At 65.3% G+C, this 16,148-nt stretch carries 14 protein-coding genes; 11 read left to right on the top strand and 3 right to left on the bottom strand.

Annotation, left to right across the window (positions count from 1 at the left end; all coding sequences use genetic code 11):
- Positions 1 to 3: 3 nt before the first annotated feature.
- Complete coding sequence (locus ACUVWL_RS08690) at positions 4 to 1,917, top strand: polysaccharide biosynthesis protein (RefSeq protein ID WP_014646852.1); 1,914 nt, start codon at positions 4 to 6, stop codon at positions 1,915 to 1,917.
- The gene (galU, locus tag ACUVWL_RS08685; protein WP_032960751.1) at positions 1,914 to 2,792 is read left to right on the top strand and encodes a UTP--glucose-1-phosphate uridylyltransferase GalU; all 879 of its coding nucleotides are present in this window, start codon (positions 1,914 to 1,916) and stop codon (positions 2,790 to 2,792) included. The genes ACUVWL_RS08690 and galU overlap by 4 nt, the downstream gene beginning before the upstream one ends.
- 475 nt (positions 2,793 to 3,267) lie before the next feature.
- Here the strand turns inward: galU and ACUVWL_RS08680 are convergent, their stop codons facing one another.
- The 3 genes from ACUVWL_RS08680 to ACUVWL_RS08670 form a co-directional block, all read right to left on the bottom strand.
- Entirely contained in the window at positions 3,268 to 4,476 is a 1,209-nt protein-coding gene (locus tag ACUVWL_RS08680) for an acetyl-CoA C-acyltransferase (RefSeq protein ID WP_019661304.1), read from the bottom strand.
- Between the two features lie 74 nt (positions 4,477 to 4,550).
- Positions 4,551 to 6,923, bottom strand: coding sequence for a 3-hydroxyacyl-CoA dehydrogenase/enoyl-CoA hydratase family protein (locus ACUVWL_RS08675; RefSeq protein WP_049440713.1), 2,373 nt, complete (start codon positions 6,921 to 6,923; stop codon positions 4,551 to 4,553).
- A 39-nt stretch (positions 6,924 to 6,962) separates the two neighbouring features.
- Complete coding sequence (locus ACUVWL_RS08670; RefSeq protein WP_014646856.1) at positions 6,963 to 7,616, bottom strand: TetR/AcrR family transcriptional regulator; 654 nt, start codon at positions 7,614 to 7,616, stop codon at positions 6,963 to 6,965.
- A 360-nt stretch (positions 7,617 to 7,976) separates the two neighbouring features.
- Here ACUVWL_RS08670 and ndk point away from each other — a divergent pair, with 360 nt between their 5' ends.
- From ndk to ACUVWL_RS08625, 9 genes are all read left to right on the top strand, one after another.
- Positions 7,977 to 8,402: a nucleoside-diphosphate kinase gene (gene ndk, locus ACUVWL_RS08665; protein ID WP_005409295.1), complete on the top strand. Its 426-nt coding sequence runs from the start codon at positions 7,977 to 7,979 to the stop codon at positions 8,400 to 8,402.
- 10 nt (positions 8,403 to 8,412) lie between these two features.
- Entirely contained in the window at positions 8,413 to 9,618 is a 1,206-nt protein-coding gene (gene rlmN / locus ACUVWL_RS08660; RefSeq protein WP_005409296.1) for a 23S rRNA (adenine(2503)-C(2))-methyltransferase RlmN, read from the top strand.
- On the top strand, positions 9,605 to 10,390 hold the full coding sequence (gene pilW, locus ACUVWL_RS08655; protein WP_041863329.1) for a type IV pilus biogenesis/stability protein PilW: 786 nt from the start codon (positions 9,605 to 9,607) through the stop codon (positions 10,388 to 10,390). The genes rlmN and pilW overlap by 14 nt, the downstream gene beginning before the upstream one ends.
- Positions 10,391 to 10,408: 18 nt before the next feature.
- A complete protein-coding gene (locus ACUVWL_RS08650) occupies positions 10,409 to 11,281 on the top strand; it encodes a helix-turn-helix domain-containing protein (RefSeq protein ID WP_445979092.1) in 873 nt (290 codons plus the stop codon).
- Positions 11,282 to 11,345: 64 nt separating this feature from the next.
- Positions 11,346 to 11,984, top strand: coding sequence for a YfgM family protein (locus ACUVWL_RS08645; RefSeq protein ID WP_032960761.1), 639 nt, complete (start codon positions 11,346 to 11,348; stop codon positions 11,982 to 11,984).
- A complete protein-coding gene (bamB, locus tag ACUVWL_RS08640) occupies positions 11,984 to 13,192 on the top strand; it encodes an outer membrane protein assembly factor BamB (RefSeq protein ID WP_046430197.1) in 1,209 nt (402 codons plus the stop codon). The genes ACUVWL_RS08645 and bamB overlap by 1 nt, the downstream gene beginning before the upstream one ends.
- A 17-nt stretch (positions 13,193 to 13,209) precedes the next feature.
- The gene (gene der, locus ACUVWL_RS08635) at positions 13,210 to 14,607 is read left to right on the top strand and encodes a ribosome biogenesis GTPase Der (RefSeq protein ID WP_014646861.1); all 1,398 of its coding nucleotides are present in this window, start codon (positions 13,210 to 13,212) and stop codon (positions 14,605 to 14,607) included.
- Between the two features lie 439 nt (positions 14,608 to 15,046).
- Positions 15,047 to 15,655, top strand: coding sequence for a DUF416 family protein (locus tag ACUVWL_RS08630; RefSeq protein ID WP_445979091.1), 609 nt, complete (start codon positions 15,047 to 15,049; stop codon positions 15,653 to 15,655).
- A gap of 54 nt (positions 15,656 to 15,709) precedes the next feature.
- Positions 15,710 to 16,144, top strand: coding sequence for a hypothetical protein (locus ACUVWL_RS08625; protein ID WP_445979090.1), 435 nt, complete (start codon positions 15,710 to 15,712; stop codon positions 16,142 to 16,144).
- Positions 16,145 to 16,148 lie beyond the last annotated feature (4 nt).

Raw genomic sequence — 16,148 nt, 5'->3', positions numbered from 1 at the left:
ATTATGGCTTCACCCTGGCGGGACAGAATCCTCGGCCTGATGCCGCGTTCGGCCATCGTCTGCCACGACCTCTTCATGGTCTGGGCATGCTGGCAGCTGCTCCATGCAGGGCGTTACTCGATCCTGCCCAACGCCCCGGCGCTGCCCCTGTGGAACGTCGATACCACCCTGGTCCTGCTGCTGCAGGGCCTGGTGTTCTGGCGCGTGGGCCTGTACCGCGGCCTGTGGCGGTTTGCCAGCGTCAGCGACCTGCTGAACATCTTCAAGGCCAGCTTCATCGGCATGGTGGCCATCATCCTGGTGCTGATGTGGAAGCGCTTCGACGGCGTACCCATGTCGGTGCTGGTGATCTACCCGTTCGCGCTGTCGGCACTGCTCGGCGCGCCGCGCCTGCTGTACCGCGCCTGGAAGGACTACCAGGCACTGCAGTCCGATTCCAGCGCCCGCCGCGTGCTGATCCTCGGCGCCGGCCAGGCGGCCGAGACCCTGGTGCGCGACCTGCGCCGCTCCGGCAACTTCGAGCCGGTCGGCCTGCTCGACGATGCACCGCACCTGCGTGGCGCCAAGCTGCAGGGCCTGCCGATCCTGGGCACGCTGGATGACGCGCCGACGGTGGTCCGCGAGACCGCTGCCAAGCTGCTGGTCATTGCCATGCCGTCGCTGGACGCCGCAGGCATGCAGCGCGTCGTCGCGATCTGCGAAAGCACCGGCGTGCCGTTCCGTACCGTGCCCAAGCTCAGTGACATCCTGCAGGGCCAGTCGCTGCCGGGCCAGCTGAAGGAAGTGGCGATCGAGGACCTGCTGGGGCGCAAGCCGATCATGCCGGACTGGAACCTGATCCGCGGCTGGTTGGGTGGGCGCACCGTGATGGTTACCGGCGCCGGTGGTTCGATCGGCTCGGAGCTGTGCCGCCAGTGCGCGCGGCATGGTGCCGGTCGCATCATCCTGCTGGAGATCAGCGAGCTGCTGCTGCTGACCATCGAGGGCGAGCTGCGTCGCAGCTTCCCCGATGTCGAGATCGAGGCGGTGCTGGGCGACTGCGGTGACCCAGCGGTGATCCGCCACGCGCTGTCGCTGCACCCGGTCGATACCGCTTTCCATGCGGCCGCCTACAAGCATGTACCGGTGCTGGAACGCCAGCTGCGTGAAGCAGTGCGCAACAACATCCTGGCGACCGAGAACGTCGCGCGCGCCTGCCTGGAAGCCCGCGTGGAGCATTTCGTGTTCATCTCCACCGACAAGGCGGTCGACCCGGTCAATGCGCTGGGCGCGAGCAAGCGCTACGCCGAGATGATCTGCCAGAGCCTGGACCAGAAGTCCACGCATACCCGTTTTGTCACGGTGCGCTTCGGCAACGTGCTGGCGTCGGCCGGCAGCGTGGTGCCGCTGTTCCGCGAGCAGATCCTGCGCGGTGGCCCGGTCACGGTCACCGACCCGGAAGTCAGCCGCTACTTCATGACCATTCCCGAGGCCTGCCAGCTGATCCTGCAGGCGGCCGCATCGGCGTCGCATGGTGCGATCTATACCCTCGACATGGGCGAGCCGGTGCCGATCCGCGTGCTCGCCGAACAGATGATCCGCCTGACCGGCAAGCAGCCGTACAAGGACATCCAGATCATCTATACCGGCCTGCGTCCGGGCGAGAAACTGCACGAGACGCTGTTCTATTCGGACGAAGATTACCGCTCCACCGCGCACCCGAAGATTCTTGAAGCCGGCGTGCGTACGTTCTCGCGCGACCTGGTGCTGGGCAACGTTCCGCGCCTGCGCGAGGCGATTGCCAGCTACGACACCGCCCGCATCCAGGAAATCCTGTTTGCGACGATGCCGGAATTCTCGCCAATCGAACAGGATGCTTACATTTCATCCGCTAAAGTCGTGCCTTTTCCGGCACGTGAGGCCAACAGGCACCAATGAGCAAGCGAATTCGCAAAGCAGTTTTCCCGGTGGCAGGATTGGGGACGCGTTTTTTGCCAGCAACCAAGACTGTGCCGAAGGAGATGCTGCCGATCATTGATCGGCCGCTGATCCAGTACGCGGTGGATGAGGCGATCGAAGCCGGCTGTGACACGCTGGTGTTCATCACCAACCGCTACAAGCACGCCGTTGCCGACTATTTCGACAAGGCGTACGAGCTGGAGCAGAAGCTTGAGCGCGCTGGCAAGCAGGAGCAGCTGGAATTGATCCGGCACGTGCTCCCCAATGGTGTGCGCGCGATCTTCGTGACCCAGGCCGAGGCGCTGGGCCTCGGGCACGCGGTGCTGTGTGCCAGGTCGGTGATCGGTGACGAGCCGTTTGCCGTACTGCTGCCCGACGACCTGATCTGGAACCGCGGTGCGGGCGCGCTGAAGCAGATGGCCGACCTCAACGAAGCCAGTGGCGCCAGCGTGATCGCGGTGGAAGACGTGCCGCACGATAAGACCGCCAGTTACGGCATCGTCGCCACCGACGCGTTCGATGGCCGCAAGGGCCGTATTTCGCAGATCGTCGAGAAGCCGAAGCCGGAGGACGCGCCGAGCGACCTGGCGGTGGTGGGCCGTTACGTGCTCAGCCCGAAGATCTTCGAGCTGCTGGAACAGACCCAGACCGGTGCCGGCGGCGAGATCCAGCTGACCGATGCGATTGCCGAGCTGCTGAAGACCGAAGAAGTCGATGCCTATCGTTTCGAGGGCACCCGCTTCGACTGCGGCACGCACCTGGGTCTGGTGGAGGCGACGATCCGCTTCGCGCTGGACAACCCGAAGCTGGCTGGCCCGGCGCGGGAGAAGCTGGCGGCGATGCTGGCGGAATAAGGGTTTTATCAAGCGCTCCGTGCGGCGCCTTGATTGATACGTGGGGGAGGGGGCGGGTGGCCCTCTCCAAAACACGCCAAAGCCCTTCCATGGTGCTCGATGGCGCCATCCATGGCGCCAACGGTTTTGGAGAGGGCCATCCGCCCCCTCTCGACAGTTTCCGTGTGGCGCGGACGGGAAGGGCGGAATCAAAGGCAGAAGCAAAAGCAAAAAGGCAGCCACTGGCTGCCTTTTTTCGTGGGCTGGGGTCAGATCCCTTTGCGCAGCAAAGGGATCTGACCCCAGCCTTTGACCCTGCCTTTGCTCATCCCTCCGCCGCGGGGAGGCTGGAAGGGCCGGGTTGGCAGGGCTGCCCGGGACCGTTGGCGCCATGGATGGCGCCATCGAGCCCCCATGGAAGGGTTCACGGCGTGTCCCGGGCAGCCCTGCCAACCCGACCCACGCCATGAAGCCCAACGAGGCAACGCCTTGAACCTTACAGCGCCTCGAAAATACCCGCTGCGCCCATGCCGGTGCCGATGCACATCGTCACCATGCCGTACTTCTGCTGGCGACGACGCAGGCCGTGCAGCAGGGTTGCGGTACGGATCGCGCCGGTCGCACCCAGCGGGTGGCCCAGGGCAATCGCGCCGCCCAGCGGGTTGACCTTGGCCGGGTCCAGGCCGCAGTCACGGATCACCGCCAGCGACTGCGCGGCGAAGGCTTCGTTGAGCTCGATCCAGTCCAGCTGGTCCTGGGTCAGGCCGGCCTGCTTCAGTGCCTTCGGGATCGCGGCGATCGGGCCGATGCCCATCACTTCCGGGCGCACGCCGGCCACCGAGAAGCTGACGAAACGGGCCAGCGGGGTCAGGCCGTAATCCTTGATCGCCTGCTCCGAGGCCAGCAGCACGGCGCCGGCGCCGTCGCTCATCTGCGACGAGTTGCCGGCGGTGACGGTGCCGCCGAACTGGCCGTTGCGGAACACCGGGCGCAGCTTGGCCAGGCCTTCGGCCGAGGAGTCCGGGCGGGGGCCTTCGTCGGTGTCGGCGATCTTGTTGCGGGTGATGATGCGCTGGCCGTCGGCCAGGTCCGGCAGGTGCGAGACGATCTCGTACGGGCTGATCTCGTCCTTGAACTCGCCGTTCTGGATCGCGGCCATGGCCTTCTGGTGCGAGGCCAGGGCAAAGGCGTCCTGGTCTTCGCGCGAGACCTTCCACTCTTCGGCGACCTTCTCGGCGGTGATGCCCATGCCGTAGGCGATGGCAACGTGGTCGTTGTCGAACACGCTCGGCGCCATGGCGATCTTGTTGCCCATCATCGGCACCATCGACATCGACTCGGTGCCGCCGGCCAGCATCAGGTCGGCGTTGCCCAGACGGATCGCGTCGGCGGCCTGCGCCACGGCCTGCAGGCCGGAGGAGCAGAAGCGGTTCACGGTCTGTGCGGCGATGGTGTTCGGCAGGCCGGCCAGCAGCACGCCGATGCGGGCCACGTTCATGCCCTGCTCGGCTTCCGGCATGGCGCAACCGATGATGGCGTCATCGATGCGGTTGACGTCCACGCCCGGGGCCTGGGCGACGACGCTGCGCAGCACGTGCGCAAGCATGTCGTCGGGGCGGGTGTTGCGGAACATGCCCTTGGGCGCCTTGCCAACCGGGGTACGGGTGGCGGCGACGATGTAGGCGTCCTGGATTTGCTTGGTCATTGCAGTGATCTCTTGAATTTTTTAGCCGGAGTGCCGACCAACGGTCGGCACCCACCGGAAGCAGGGATGGGCGATCAGTTACGCAGCGGCTTGCCGGTCTTCAGCATGTGCGCGATGCGGGCCTGGGTCTTTTCCTGCTGGGCCAGTTCGACGAAGTGCTTGCGCTCCAGGGTCAGCAGCCACTCTTCGTCGACCAGGGTGCCGCGGTCGACCTTGCCACCGCACAGCACGGTAGCGATGCGCTCGGCGATCTCGTAGTCGTACGGGCTGATGAAGCGGCCTTCCAGCATGTTGACCAGCATCATCTTGAAGGTGGCGATACCCACGTCACCGGCCACCTGGATGCGGCGTGCCGGCAGCGGCGGGCGGTAACCCGCTTCGGCCAGGGCGCGTGCTTCGGCCTTGGCGATGTGCAGGGCCTCGTAGCTGTTGAACACCACCTTGTCGGTGCTGCGCAGCAGGCCCAGTTCCTTGGCGTTGACCGCCGAGTTGGACACCTTGGCCATCGCCACGGTCTCGAAGGTCTTCTTCAGTTCGGCGAACACGTCGCCGCCCGGGCCCGCGGCCTGCGAGGCGCGCACGGCCAGTTCCTTCAGGCCACCACCGGCCGGCAGCAGGCCGACGCCGGCCTCGACCAGGCCGATGTAGCTTTCCAGGAAGGCCACGGTCTTGGCGCTGTGCATCTGGAACTCGCAGCCGCCACCCAGGGCCAGGCCGCGTACGGCAGCCACCACTGGCACCAGCGAGTACTTGATGCGCTGGCTGGTGCGCTGGAAGTTGGCAACCATTTCTTCGAACTGGTCGACCTTGCCGGCCTGCAGCAGGCCCAGCGCGCCGGCCAGGTCGGCACCGGCGGAGAAGGGTTCCTTCTGCTGCCAGATCACCAGGCCCTGGAAGTCCTTCTCGGCGCGGCTCACGCATTCCTGCAGGCCGTCCAGCACCTGGTCGGACACGGTGTTCATCTTGGTCTTGAAGCTGACCACGGCGATGCCATCACCGTCGTGCCACATGCGCAGGCCGTCGTTCTCGAACACGGTCTCGCCCGGCGCGAACGTCTCGCCCAGCAGCGGATCGGGGAAGCGCTGGCGCTGGTACACCGGCAGCGACGAGCGCGGCAGCTTGGCGTTGCGCGACGGGCTGTAGCTGCCTTCGGCGGCATGCACGCCGTCGCGGCCATCGAACACCCAGTCCGGCAGCGGCGCGTTGCTCATGCTCTTGCCGGCGACGATGTCATCGGCGATCCACTGCGCCACCTGCTTCCAGCCGGCGGCCTGCCAGGTCTCGAACGGGCCCAGCGACCAGCCGTAGCCCCAGCGGATGGCCAGGTCGACGTCGCGCGCGGTCTCGGCGATGTCGGCCAGGTGGTAGGCGCTGTAGTGGAACAGGTCGCGGAAGGTCGCCCACAGGAACTGCGCCTGCGGGTGCTGGCTCTCGCGCAGCTTGGCGAACTTCTCGGCCGGGTTCCTGATCTTCAGGATCTCGACCACTTCCGGCGCGGCAGCGCGATCGGCCGGACGGTAGTCCTGCTTCTCCAGGTCCAGCACCACGATGTCCTTGCCGACCTTGCGGAAGATGCCGGCACCGGTCTTCTGGCCCAGCGCGCCCTTGGAAATCAGCGCGTCCAGCCACTTCGGCGACTTGAAGAATTCATGCCACGGGTCATTCGGCAGGGTGTCGCCCATGGTCTTGATGACGTGGGCCATGGTGTCCAGGCCGACCACGTCGGAGGTGCGGTAGGTGGCCGACTTCGGGCGACCGACCAGCGGACCGGTCAGGCCGTCCACTTCATCGAAGCCCAGGCCGAACTGCTGGGTGTGGTGGATGGTGGACAGGATCGAGAACACGCCGATGCGGTTGCCGATGAAGTTCGGGGTGTCCTTGGCGTACACCACGCCCTTGCCCAGGGTGGTGACCAGGAACTCTTCCAGGCCTTCCAGCACGGCGGCGTCGGTGGTGGTGGCCGGGATCAGCTCGGCCAGGTGCATGTAGCGCGGCGGGTTGAAGAAGTGCACGCCGCAGAAGCGGTGGCGCAGCTGCTCGGGCAGCACGTCGGCCAGCTTGTTGATGCCCAGGCCCGAGGTGTTGGAGGCCAGCACCGCGTGGTCGGCCACGAACGGCGCGATCTTCTTGTACAGGTCCTGCTTCCAGTCCATGCGCTCGGCGATGGCCTCGATGATCAGGTCGCAGTCCTTCAGCTGCTCCAGGCCGGACTCGTAGTTGGCCGGAGTGATGGCTTCGGCCAGCGACTTGCTGGCCAGCGGTGCCGGGCTCAGCTTGCCCAGGTTGGCGATCGCCTTCAGCACGATGCCGTCGGCCGGCCCCTCCTTGGCGGGCAGGTCGAACAGCACGGTGTCGACGCCAGCGTTGGTGAGGTGGGCAGCGATCTGGGCACCCATGACGCCGGCACCCAGCACGGCGGCGCGGCGGACTAGCAGGGAATTGGACATGGTGTAGGGCCTTTGTTGGTCAGCAGTTACTGGGTGGAATCAAAGGGAAGCGGGCAGGGCGCTGGCGCGAGCGGCGGCGCGGAACCCGGCTTCGGCGAAATGGATCAGTTCGTGGGCGGCATGGGCACGATGCGCCGCTTCAGTGACACCGGCGGGACGCTTGATCAGCCCGAAGTCGGCCATGGCATAGGTGAGCGAGCCGGCCAGGAAATCCAGGCGCCAGTACAGCTCTTCCTTGCTCAGGTCGGGTACGCACTCGCCGATGGCCTTGCCGAACGCACGCAGCACGTGGCCGTAGTGGTCGGACAGGAACTTGCGCAGGTTGTCGTTCTTCTCGGCGTAGGCGCGGGCGATCACGCGCACGAAGGCACCGCCGTTCTGGCGGTCCTGGGCCAGCGCCAATGCCGGCTCGACGAAGGCGGCCAGCACCGGGCGCAGCTGCCCGGGGTGTTCGCTGCGGGCGCGTTCGAGCTGCGACAGGCGGGCGCCGGTCATCTCGTCCATGCGGCGGCGGAACACCTCGTTGACCAGGTTTTCCTTGGAGCCGAAGTGGTAGTTGACCGCTGCGATGTTGACGTCGGCCTGGCTGGTCACCTGGCGCAGCGAAGTGCCGGCGAAGCCGTGCTGTGCGAACAGCTCCTCGGCCGCGCCGAGAATGCGGTCCTTGGTCGAGAAGTGGGCGGGTTTGGCCATCGGCGGGCGGACCTTAATCAAACGATTGTTTGATACTAGGACCAGACGGTAGCGTATGGCATTTTGCAGTGCAGCAAAAATGGCCCGGACGGTCAGAATCCACTCAGCTGGGTGAATGGGGTAGGGGTCGGATCCCCGCAGGGGCTCCGACCCCGACACTGGGCCGGAATGGGGTCAGAGCCCCTGTGGGGATCTGACCCCTGCCATGAGGGTTTGCCGGCCGGCGACCGGCACTACCATGCCGCCGCTTTATCTTTTACAATTCGCCTACGTTTATCAGGCTAAGCCCGCGTCCCGACGCGGGTTTTTTTCATGTTACCCTTCGGGCCATCAGCGGCCCGATTCCATTGGAGACATCCCATGGCGCTGGAGCGCACCCTTTCGATCATCAAGCCGGACGCCGTTGCCAAGAACGTCATCGGCGAAATCTACGCCCGCTTCGAGAAGGCCGGCCTGAAGGTCGTGGCCGCCAAGTACAAGCAGCTGTCGCGCCGTGAAGCCGAAGGCTTCTACGCCGTGCACCGCGAGCGTCCGTTCTTCAACGCGCTGGTCGAGTTCATGATCTCCGGCCCGGTGATGATCCAGGCCCTGGAAGGCGAGAACGCCGTCCTGGCCCACCGCGACCTGCTGGGCGCCACCAACCCGAAGGAAGCCGCGCCGGGCACCATCCGCGCCGACTTCGCCGAATCCATCGATGCCAACGCCGCCCACGGCTCGGACTCGGTCGAGAATGCCGCGATTGAAATCGCCTACTTCTTCGCCGCCACCGAAGTCGTTTCGCGCTGAGAGTAATGCCGTGAACGAGGTCGTACAGTCCCCCGCCATCCAGCCGCTGCCGAAGTCGGCACCCACGGCTGGCAAGCAGAACCTGCTCGACCTCGATCGCGCGGGCCTGGAGAAGTTTTTCGTCGAGGTTCTCGGCGAAAAGAAGTTCCGTGCCCACCAGGTGATGAAGTGGATCCACCATCGCTACGTCACCGATTTCGATGAAATGACCGACCTCGGCAAGGTCCTGCGCGCCAAGCTGCAGGCCCATGCCGAGGTGCTGGTTCCGAACATCGTGTTCGACAAGCCCTCCGCCGACGGCACCCACAAGTGGCTGCTGGCGATGGGCGTGGATGGCAAGAACGCCATCGAGACCGTGTACATCCCGGACAAGACCCGCGGCACGCTGTGCGTGTCCTCGCAGGTCGGTTGCGGCCTGAACTGCACGTTCTGCTCCACCGCCACCCAGGGCTTCAACCGCAACCTGACCACTGCCGAGATCATCGGCCAGGTGTGGGTTGCCGCGCGCCACCTGGGCAACGTGCCGCACCAGATGCGCCGCCTCACCAATGTGGTGATGATGGGTATGGGCGAGCCGCTGATGAATTTCGACAACGTCGTGCGCGCCATGAGCGTGATGCGCGACGACCTGGGCTACGGCCTGGCCAACAAGCGCGTGACCCTGTCGACCTCCGGCCTGGTGCCGCAGATCGACCGCTTGTCCGCCGAGAGCGACGTCTCGCTGGCGGTGTCGCTGCATGCGCCGAACGATGCGCTGCGCGAAACCCTGGTGCCGCTCAACAAGAAGTACCCGATCGCCGAGCTGATGGCCTCGTGCGCACGCTACCTGCGCGCCAACAAGCGCCGCGAATCGGTCACCTTTGAATACACCCTGATGAAGGGCATCAACGACAAGCCCGAGCATGCCCGCGAATTGGCCCGCCTGATGCGCCAGTTCGACAACGCGGTGCAGGCCAAGGATTCGGGCAAGGTCAACCTGATTCCCTTCAATCCGTTCCCGGGCACCCGCTACGAGCGTTCGGAAGAAGCGCACATCCGCGCCTTCCAGAAGATCCTGCTCGACAGCAACGTGCTGACCATGGTCCGCCGCACCCGTGGCGACGACATCGACGCCGCCTGTGGCCAGCTCAAGGGCCAGGTGATGGACCGCACCCGCCGCCAGGCGGAGTTCAACAAGACGCTGCAGGCGGGGAAGGGGAGCGATGCCGCGGCCTGACCGCCTCTGGCTGGCGCTTCTCGCAGGCGTGCTGGCCGTTGCGGTCGGCGGCTGCAAATCCCATCCCAAGGCCAAGCTCGGCCCGAGCCAGGCGCCGGTCTATTCGGTGGGTGACCCGGAAAGCGTGCGGCGCGAAGTGCGCTGGCGCGACCTGTTGACGCTGGCGACCCGCGACATGCAGGTCGGCAATCTCGATGCCGCCGAGCGCAAGGTGCGCGAAGCACTGAAGCTGGCGCCCGAGGCGCCCGATGCGCTGGTGCTGCAGGCCGGCATCGATGACCGTCGTGGCCGCACCCGCCAGGCCGGTGAGAACTTCCGCAAGGCCGCCGAATTGGCGCCGCAGCGCGGCGACGTGCTCAACAACTACGGTGCCTGGCTGTGCCAGCAGGGCCAGCCGGCCGAATCGCTGGTCTGGTTCGACCGCGCGTTGCAGGCGCCGGGCTATGCCACCCCGGGCGAAGCCCAGGCCAATGCCGGCAGCTGCGCACTGGATGCGGGCCAGCTTGAACGTGCCGAACGCGACCTGCGTGCGGCGCTCGTGGCGGCCCCGGCCAACCCGGTCGCGCTGGAGTCGATGGCCCAGCTGAGCTACCGCCAGGGCCGCTACATGGAGGCCCGGGCCTTCGCCGAACGTAGGATTGCGGCTGCACCCGCAACGCGTTCCGTGTTACAACTTGCGTCTCAAATCGAAGTGAAGCTGGGCGATCGGGCGGCATCTGATCGTTATCTGCAGCGGATTCGACAGGAATTTCCGCAGGACGCGGGCTCCTAACTCCAGGGTTGATGCATTGTGATTGATGACCAGACTGTGAGCGCTCTCGAGACTGCGGCCGGCTGCGGCACCCGCCTGCGCCAGGCCCGCGAAGCGGCCGGACTGACCCTCGAAGATGTCGGCTCGCGCCTGCGCATGCCGGTCCAGGTGGTCAAGTCGCTGGAAGAGGAACAATGGCAGAAGCTGGGGGCGCCGGTGTTCGTGCGTGGCCAGCTGCGCAGCTATGCGCGCCTGCTCGACGTGGATGTCAGCCAGCTGCTGGAACAGGCCCAGGTCGGCCCGGTGGTTCCGCCCACCCTGGTCAGCCATACCCATACCCCGCGTGCGCGCCGCATCGCCGAGAACCTCGGCCGGCGCGTGCTGTATGTCGGCATCACCGCCGTGCTGGCGGTGCCGGTGTGGTTCGCCACCCGTGGCCACTTCGACGGCAGCGCGACCCCGTCGCCGAGCACCGCCTCGCTGGATGTGATCCCGGCCGCCGTGCCGGTCACCCCGTCCACGGCCGGTGCCGAGGCTGTCGCGCCGGCCGAAGCGGCCACCGCCCCGGCCAGCAAGCCGGCGGCCACCCCGTACGTGGCCTCGCTGGCCCCGGTGCCGCGCCCGGCGCCGGCTCCGGCGGCTGCCGGCAACGCGCTGGAAATGCAGTTCAGCGGCGACAGCTGGGTCGACATCGGGGGGCCGGACGGCAGCACCGTCGAGAAGGCGCTGATCAGGTCCGGCGAGACCCGCAGCTTCACGCCGGGCCAGGTGACCCGGGTGACCCTGGGCAACGCCTCGGCGGTCCAGGTTCAGCAGAACGGCGCTATCGTCGATCTGACCCCCTACCAGCGAGCCAACGTGGCACGCTTTCAGGTATCCTCTGAAGGCTCCGTGGTCCCGGTTTCGCACTGAGGCGCGGTTTCACCACCTTCGATAATCCCAATGGTCCCTCCCGACGGGCGGGGCGAGAGTACGCATGGCGATCGACGATCTGCTCGACGAGCACGAACAAAGTGAACGCGTCCGCAGCTGGCTGCGGAAGAATGGCGCCAGCATCCTCGGTGGCGTAGTCATCGCCATCGGTGCCATTGCTGGCTGGCAGTGGTACCAGAAGGATCAGGGCGGCAAGCTGGCCTCGGCCAATGTCGAGTACCAGAAGGCCCTGCAGGGCCTGCAGCAGAACAAGCTTGACGACGCCGCCAAGGCGGTCAAGGCGCTCGAAGCCGGCCCGTCCAGCATCTACGGCGACCTCGCGGCGCTGCAGCTGGCCAAGGCCCAGGTCGACGCCGGCAAGAATGAAGAGGCACTGGCAACCCTGCGCAATGTGAAGGTCGAAGGTGACCTGCAGCGCGTGGTCGACCAGCGTGTGGCCCGCCTGCTGGTGGCCACCGGCAAGAGCGACGAGGCCATCAAGCTGCTGGGCAGCGCGACCGACAGCAGCAGCCTGGAAATCCATGGCGATGCGCTGATGGCGCAGGGCAAGCGCGATGACGCCCGTGCACAGTACGAGAAGGCGCTGAAGACGCTGGACGTGGCAGCGCCGCAGCGGCGCCTGCTGGAAACCAAGGTTATGGACGCCGGCGGCACGGTCGCCGCCCCTGCGGAGTCGGTTTGATGAGTCAGAAGGTCATGATCACCCGCGTCGCCACCGTGCTCCTGATGGGCATGGCCCTGACCGGCTGCAGCACCATGAAGGGCTGGTTCGCCGGCAAGGACGCGGCCGCGAAGAAGGCACAGGAACCGGCTGAGCTGGTCAAGTTCGAGCCGACCGTGAAGGTCAGCAAGGCCTGGTCGGTCAACCTCGGCAAGGGCGAGCGCCGCATCGGCGTGCGCCAGGGCCCGGCGGTCGCCAACGGCCACGTGTTTGCTGCGGCGATCACCGGTGGCGTGCACGCCATCGACCTGCAGACCGGCAAGAAGGTCTGGACCTGGGAGCCGAAGAAGGAAAAGAAGAAGGCCAAGCTGCGCCTGTCCGGCGGCCCGGGTGTCGGTGAGAACCTGGTCGTGATCGGCACGCTGGATGGCCAGGTCATCGCGCTGGATATCAACGATGGCAGCGAGAAGTGGCGCGCCCGTGTTCCGGGTGAAGTCATTGCCGCGCCGGCCGTGGCCCAGGGCATGGTCTACGTGCGCAGCAACGACGGCCGCGTTACCGGCTTCGATGCCGGCAACGGCACCCAGAAGTGGTTCAACCCGAGCGAGCTGCCGGCGCTGACCGTGCGTGGCAACGCGCCGGTGGTGACCGGCCCGGGCGTGCTGTTCATCGGCAAGGACGAGGGCGCGGTTGCGGCCCTGGCCCAGCAGGATGGCCGCACGCTGTGGGAACAGAACCTCGGCAACGGCGAAGGCCGCACCGAGCTGGAGCGCATGGCCGACGTCGACGGCGCTCCGGTGCTGGAGGGCAACACCCTCTACGTGAGCAGCTTCAAGAACCAGACCATGGCCATCGAAGGCCCGACCGGTCGCCCGCTGTGGGCGCGCGACCATGGCGGTGCCGGTGGCGTGGCGGTGTCGTCGGGCAATGTGTTCGTCACCGACAACAAGGGCGGCGTGTTCGGCCTGGACAAGGCCAGCGGCGCGGCCATGTGGTCGCAGACCGCGCTGGCCCGTCGATCGCTGACCGGCCCGGCGCTGCACGGCGACTACGTGGTGGTCGGCGACTACAAGGGATACGTGCACTGGTTGCAGGCGTCCGATGGTGCGATGGCGGCACGGGCAAAAAGTGGCGGCGACGCCCTGCTGGCCCAGCCGGTCGTCGCAGACGGGGTGCTGCTGGTGCAGAACGTTGATGGCAAGCTGACCGCCTTCCGGTTGGCAAATTAAAAATTGGAGTAATCGCGATGCTGCCTTTGGTCGCCCTGGTTGGACGGCCGAATGTCGGCAAGTCGACTATTTTCAATGCGCTTACCCGCACCCGTGACGCGCTGGTCCATGACCAGCCCGGCGTCACCCGCGACCGCAACTACGGTGTCTGCCGGCTGGACGAGGACAATCATTTCCTCGTCGTCGACACCGGCGGTATCGCGGAAGAGGAAGAGGGTCTGGCAGGGGCTACCACCCGCCAGGCCCGCGCCGCTGCGGCGGAAGCCGACCTGATCCTGTTCGTGGTCGACGCCCGTGAGGGCACCTCGGCGATGGACGACGAGATCCTGGCCTGGCTGCGCAAGCTGTCGCGCCCGACGCTGCTGCTGATCAACAAGATCGACGGCACAGACGAGGACACCGTGCGTTCGGAGTTCGCCCGCTACGGCTTCGGCGAGATGCTGACCGTGTCGGCCGCGCATCGCCAGGGCCTGGACGACCTGCTGGACGAAGTGATCCAGCGCCTGCCGGAAGAAGGCAGCGGCGAAGAGCTGGACAACGATCCGAACCGCATCCGCATCGCCTTCGTCGGCCGCCCGAACGTGGGCAAGTCGACCTTGGTCAATCGCATCCTCGGCGAGGAGCGCATGATCGCCTCCGACGTGCCGGGCACCACCCGCGACTCGATCGCGGTGGACCTGGAGCGTGACGGCCGCGAGTACCGCCTGATCGATACCGCCGGCCTGCGCCGTCGGTCGCGCGTGGACGAGGTCGTCGAGAAGTTCTCGGTGGTCAAGACCATGCAGTCGATCGAGCAGTGCCAGGTGGCCGTGCTGATGCTCGACGCCACCGAAGGCGTGACCGACCAGGACGCCACCGTGCTCGGTGCCGTGCTCGATGCCGGCCGCGCGCTGGTGATCGCCATCAACAAGTGGGATGGCCTGACCGAGTACCAGCGCGAGCAGGCTGAAACCATGCTGTCGCTGAAGCTGGGCTTCGTGCCGTGGGCAGAGTCGGTGCGCATCTCGGCCAAGCATGGTTCGGGCCTGCGTGAGCTGTTCCGCGCGGTGCACCGCGCGCACGAATCGGCGAACAAGACCTTCACCACCAGCGAAGTGAACAAGGCGCTGGAAGTGGCCTACGAGACCAATCCGCCGCCGACCATCCGCGGCCATGTCTCCAAGCTGCGCTACGTGCACCCGGCCGGTTCCAACCCGCCGACCTTCATCGTGCACGGCACGCGCCTGAAGGAACTGCAGGAGTCGTACAAGCGCTACCTGGAGAACTTCTTCCGCAAGCGCTTCAAGCTGATCGGCACGCCGGTGAGCTTCATCTTCCGCGAGGGTACCAACCCGTACGAGGGCAAGAAGAACGTCCTCACCGAGCGGCAGGTCAAGGCCAAGCGGCGCTTGATGAAGCACGTCAAGGGCAAGTGATTCACGAGAAGGCGGCCGCAGGGCCGCCTTTCTTGTTTGTGGTCGCCCTGAGAGCACACCTGCCCCAAGATGGCACCCAAACGGGGCCATCATTGCGAATCAGCAAAGGCTCGGGCCAAGTTCTTCTGTACAGGGCAGGGTCTTCTGTGCTCGCTGACTCGAGCTAGGAGTGCGCGACTCCAAGGATGCGGTGACGCAACACCCTCGCGGCCGGTCTCCGCCTAGCGAGGGGCGGTTGAGGCCGGCGCAGCGAAATGCTCTAAAGGATGGGGAGGTTGCTGGAAAGGGAGTCCCTGGCGTTCACGCAGAGGTCAATGGTGTCAATAGTGCAAGAACAATGGGCCTCACTCCAACGAGCGTTTCTCCGAGCAGGCCTGCGTGTCTTGGATGTCAGTCTGCAATGAAGCAAGAAAACGTAAAAATTATCGATAAGTGAAGAATGGAAAACTATCCAGCCACGCCATCCTTAGCATCGGACTTCCTCCTTCTTTCCAATTGGCAGCGATTGGCATTTATGGCTAGCTGCTGCGAGAGGATGATTCCAAACTATCGCAGATTTAGTGCCCAGACTTCATTTGGGGATGTAAACATTCTGCGTAACACCCTTGATTCTGTCTGGCTTGAGGTCATTGGGGGGAGTCGCAATCTCGAAAGTCTTTCCAAAGGCTGCGAGGCACAGGCTCCGGATCCATCCAGTTTCAGTTCAATTTATGCGTCTTCCGCGCTGGATGCTGCAGCCGCAATTTCAATAACCGCCTCAGCCGCAGCTACTCATGCCGAGGTCACGGCCGTGATGGATGTGGTTGAATTGGCTAGAGACTCAGTGGATTTGTTTGTTCAGATTGTTGAAAATCTGGATCCAAATGCTCCTGAATTTGAAAATAGAATACTAAGAAGCCTCTTGATGCAGACTGAGCTGAAACGACAGAGGCGTGCCTTGGAAATTCTCAAGTCTACCGGAAGAGAAAATAAAGTGGCACGGGCTGAAATCGTTAAACGATGGGGGCGCGTGGAATTGCCGAGCCTTGCTGCAACCCCTGAATCCTAGGGTGACTTGAGCATGCCATTCCATTGATTTATGCAAGGGGGTGGAATTGGCGCGGTGTACTCAAACTCTCTGCTGGAGGTGGCGGACGCGACGCGCTATGAAATCGAAGAAAGTACTGACCGCGCCAACTGGTCGCTGATTGCGGGGGATCGAGCCGTTTCCCTGAATAAGGGCGGCGGAGGCAACTTCTACTACCGTGGTAGTGCCTGCAATCCCGCAGGCTGCAGCCCCAGTTCTGCTGCTGGCCTGGTTGCGATTTCCAGTGCGCCGGCCGTACCTACGGGTGTGAGGATCGTAAAGAGCGGCCCCAACATCTGCTCGGTCATCTGGAATGCGTCGCCGGGTGCCACCTACTACAACATGCGTTCAAGCAGCGGCGGCGCGACCCATAGGGCAGAAGGCATCGGCTACGACCTCGATACCCGCTGCCAGGGTGGTTACAAGGTACGTGCCTGCAACGCGCAGGCGTGCTCGGCCTGGTCGAACTGAGGTG

It is taken from the genome of Stenotrophomonas muris (assembly GCF_052751275.1).
Note: the sequence above shows the minus strand (reverse complement) of the source record. Positions and strands in the feature narration are given on the sequence as shown.

Bases quoted from the DNA above. Each gene is read 5' to 3' on its own strand.
- ACUVWL_RS08690 (WP_014646852.1), top strand. From the start codon at position 4: ATGGCTTCACCCTGGCGGGACAGAATCCTCGGCCTGATGCCGCGTTCG.
- galU (WP_032960751.1), top strand. From the start codon at position 1,914: ATGAGCAAGCGAATTCGCAAAGCAGTTTTCCCGGTGGCAGGATTGGGG.
- ACUVWL_RS08680 (WP_019661304.1), bottom strand. From the start codon at position 4,476: ATGACCAAGCAAATCCAGGACGCCTACATCGTCGCCGCCACCCGTACC.
- ACUVWL_RS08675 (WP_049440713.1), bottom strand. From the start codon at position 6,923: ATGTCCAATTCCCTGCTAGTCCGCCGCGCCGCCGTGCTGGGTGCCGGC.
- ACUVWL_RS08670 (WP_014646856.1), bottom strand. From the start codon at position 7,616: ATGGCCAAACCCGCCCACTTCTCGACCAAGGACCGCATTCTCGGCGCG.
- ndk (WP_005409295.1), top strand. From the start codon at position 7,977: ATGGCGCTGGAGCGCACCCTTTCGATCATCAAGCCGGACGCCGTTGCC.
- pilW (WP_041863329.1), top strand. From the start codon at position 9,605: ATGCCGCGGCCTGACCGCCTCTGGCTGGCGCTTCTCGCAGGCGTGCTG.
- ACUVWL_RS08645 (WP_032960761.1), top strand. From the start codon at position 11,346: ATGGCGATCGACGATCTGCTCGACGAGCACGAACAAAGTGAACGCGTC.
- bamB (WP_046430197.1), top strand. From the start codon at position 11,984: ATGAGTCAGAAGGTCATGATCACCCGCGTCGCCACCGTGCTCCTGATG.
- der (WP_014646861.1), top strand. From the start codon at position 13,210: ATGCTGCCTTTGGTCGCCCTGGTTGGACGGCCGAATGTCGGCAAGTCG.
- ACUVWL_RS08630 (WP_445979091.1), top strand. From the start codon at position 15,047: ATGGAAAACTATCCAGCCACGCCATCCTTAGCATCGGACTTCCTCCTT.